Source organism: Pararhizobium sp. P1_E7, assembly GCF_056405855.1.
Map to the genome: position 1 here is coordinate 1 of NZ_JBFUBH010000162.1, position 2800 is coordinate 2800.

Annotated in this window: 2 protein-coding genes and 1 pseudogene; 2 read left to right on the plus strand and 1 reads right to left on the minus strand. The window is 59.3% G+C overall.

All coding sequences use genetic code 11. The features are described from left to right. Positions 1-631 (plus strand): M10 family metallopeptidase C-terminal domain-containing protein (locus AC1D17_RS28330; protein WP_477568543.1); only part of this gene is annotated, 631 nt, incomplete at its 5' end. 38 nt (positions 632-669) lie between these two features. Here AC1D17_RS28330 and AC1D17_RS28335 read toward each other — a convergent pair. Next, positions 670-813: pseudogene (locus AC1D17_RS28335) on the minus strand (NAD(P)/FAD-dependent oxidoreductase); the annotation flags it as partial. A gap of 625 nt (positions 814-1438) precedes the next feature. Between AC1D17_RS28335 and ydiK the strand changes: the two are divergent. Continuing rightward, entirely contained in the window at positions 1439-2554 is a 1116-nt protein-coding gene (ydiK, locus tag AC1D17_RS28340) for an AI-2E family transporter YdiK (RefSeq protein ID WP_477568544.1), read from the plus strand. Positions 2555-2800 lie beyond the last annotated feature (246 nt).

The following is a 2800-nucleotide window of genomic DNA, read 5'->3' on the forward strand; positions in this document are numbered from 1 at the left end:
CGACTGGTTCACTCGCAACGAGTTCACGGGCAAGGATGTCTTCGACGGCGGCTCCGGCATCGATACGCTGGACTTCAACTACTACGGCTACGACGCTTCGGTGAAACTCGACCTGCTTGACAATTCCAAGAACGACGGCCTCGCCCGCGGCCTGACCGCCAGCAATTTCGAGCGCATCTGGGGCACGAGCCAGGACGACGACATTCGCGGCTCGAATGTCAGCGAATGGCTCTCGGGCGGAAGCAAGGATGATATCCTTCAGGGCCGGGGCGGCAACGACACGCTGATCGGCGGTTCTGGCGGAGATCTTCTGACCGGTGGCTCCGGCAAGGATACCTTCCAGTTCAGCCACCTCACCGACGGCGGCGACGAGGTCACCGACTTCAAACGCGGCGAGGACAAGATCGCCATCGACGACATAAATTTCGGCCTGAGCACGGGTGCGCCGATCAAGCTTGTGCTTGCAAGCGACCCCGGCTTCACGACCACCGGCGCAACCTTCCTCTATGAAACGGACACTCACCGGCTTTGGTTCGACGGCGACGGCAAGGGCGGCGACAAGGAAGCCATTCTGCTGGCCACCTTCGACAATGTGTCTTCACTCAGCACGAGCGACTTCATCCTGGTCTGAGGCCTGAAGTCAGCAAGACATCTCTACGGCTCGCGCTTATCCGCTTGAGTGCGGGCCGTGACCTCCCCCCAGCTAGTGTAGAGCACTTCGGTCGCGGCAAAGCCCGGATAGATTTCGACGCCGAGCGCCTCGGCCTTCTCGGCCAGCTACCGACAGACGAGGCCGAGCGAAACGATGTAATTGCAGCAGGCGGTCGATGGCAGCGTCGCTCTAACATTTGCGGGGGTATTTACGGTCATGAGCCCGACCCCGCCGACCGATATTCCGTCGCACCGCTACAAGCGCCATCGTTTTCCCGCTGAGATCATAGCGCATGCGGTTGGCTCTAATTCCGCTTCCCGCTGAGCCAGCGCCTCATCTCCATCCACGGATCGAACGCCAACTCTTCCATCTCCAACCCAAGAAGACGACCGCTGCTGGACATCACAGACTGCAAAACGCTGCCATGAACACGTGGCGCGAAATCGTCCTGTCGCACGCGGCATAAACCGGTCCCATCGTGGACATCCTGTGCCCGACCCAAGTTAAGGCGACTCTACCCTATTACCAGCTTGCAACGTGCGGGCAACGGTGTATGTTTTTGATTGCCTATTCAACTTACGCGTATTTTTTCGATATATTCCATATACTTGGTATAGCATCGCCGTGGACGTTGTAGCTTTGAATGATCGTGACCGTCGCTTTTTGTCCCACGCTGATAGGGACCCGCCACGATCGACTGGGAATGATAAGCCGGATGTCGATGCACAGCGCCGGCAGCGTGCACGCGTCCTGCCATAGATGACTGTGGAAGCAGGAGAGCGTGCGTTGCGTCGAGACCTCACCCAGATCACGCTCAGCGTGATGTTTGTCGGTGCACTGATAGCCGCCAGCTTCTGGGTACTGCAGCCGTTCCTACCCGCCGTTCTCTGGGCAATGACACTGGTGATTGCCACCTGGCCGCTGATGCTTTGGGTCGAGCGCCGTGCCGGAAATCGTCGAAGTATTGCAGTGCTCGTCATGACTCTGGCGCTGCTGTTCGTGTTGATCGTTCCCTTCTGGCTGGCCGTCAGCACGATTCTATCCAATTTGGATGGCGTTACCCATTTGGTGCACACTGTCGCGACGCTGCACGTGCCACTCCCGCCGGACTGGGTGTCAAAGGTCCCGCTATTCGGCGCCCCTATCGCGGAGGCGTGGACGCGGCTCGCCACGTCCGGCCTCGACGCAATCGCGCCAAGGCTCCTGCCCTATGCCGGTGCGACTGTTCAATGGTTCACCTCGGTCGCCGGCAGCCTCTCAGGCATGTTCCTACAGTTCGTATTGACGGCTGCGATTGCGGCCGTAATGTATTCTAACGGAGAAACCGGCGCTGCGGCGGCTATTCGGTTTGGTCGCCGCCTTGGCGGTGACCGCGGCGAAATGGCAGTATGTCTCGCAGGAAAGGCCATTCGCGGTGTTGCTCTTGGCGTAATGGTAACGGCAGTAGCGCAAAGCGCTCTGGGGGGCGTCGGTCTAGCGTTGGCAGGGGTGCCATTTGCGCCCTTGCTGACTGCGGTTATGTTGGTTCTCTGTCTCATTCAGATAGGGCCAGGCCTTGTCCTCTTTCCAGCGGTCATCTGGCTGTACTATTCCGGCGACACCTTATGGGCGACTGTGCTTTTGGTATTCGCCGTCGTCGCCGTGACGCTGGACGGGTTTTTGCGACCTATTCTCATTCGAAGAGGCGCGGACCTCCCCCTCCTCCTGATCCTTTCGGGCGTCATCGGCGGACTGATCGCCTTTGGCATTCTCGGAATATTCTTAGGCCCCGTCATCCTAGCGACGGCCTACACCCTGCTCAACGCCTGGATGGAGGAAAGCCCGCAAGCGGAAGTTTTGCAAGGGGCCGCCCGCTCCGAAGAAACGGCGAGCACTACGCCGCGCCAATCGGGCCGGTTCTGACGACATAGGCAGCCATGGCATTTGTAAGGAAATGCCAAGACACCTGGCGCCGGCATGCACCTGGCTCGGCCGACCAATGCCGCGGCATTGAAGAACAGCGCCAACCCAATCGAAAGGTGGCTAAGTGAGGGAGGGTCCGGAATTGGCAGGAGGGGAACAGATGCGGCCTGTCCTAGAGCCGGTCGACCGTATGTCCGAAATCATTTTCGGTCTCCTGATGGCGTTGACGTTCACGGGAACGATAAG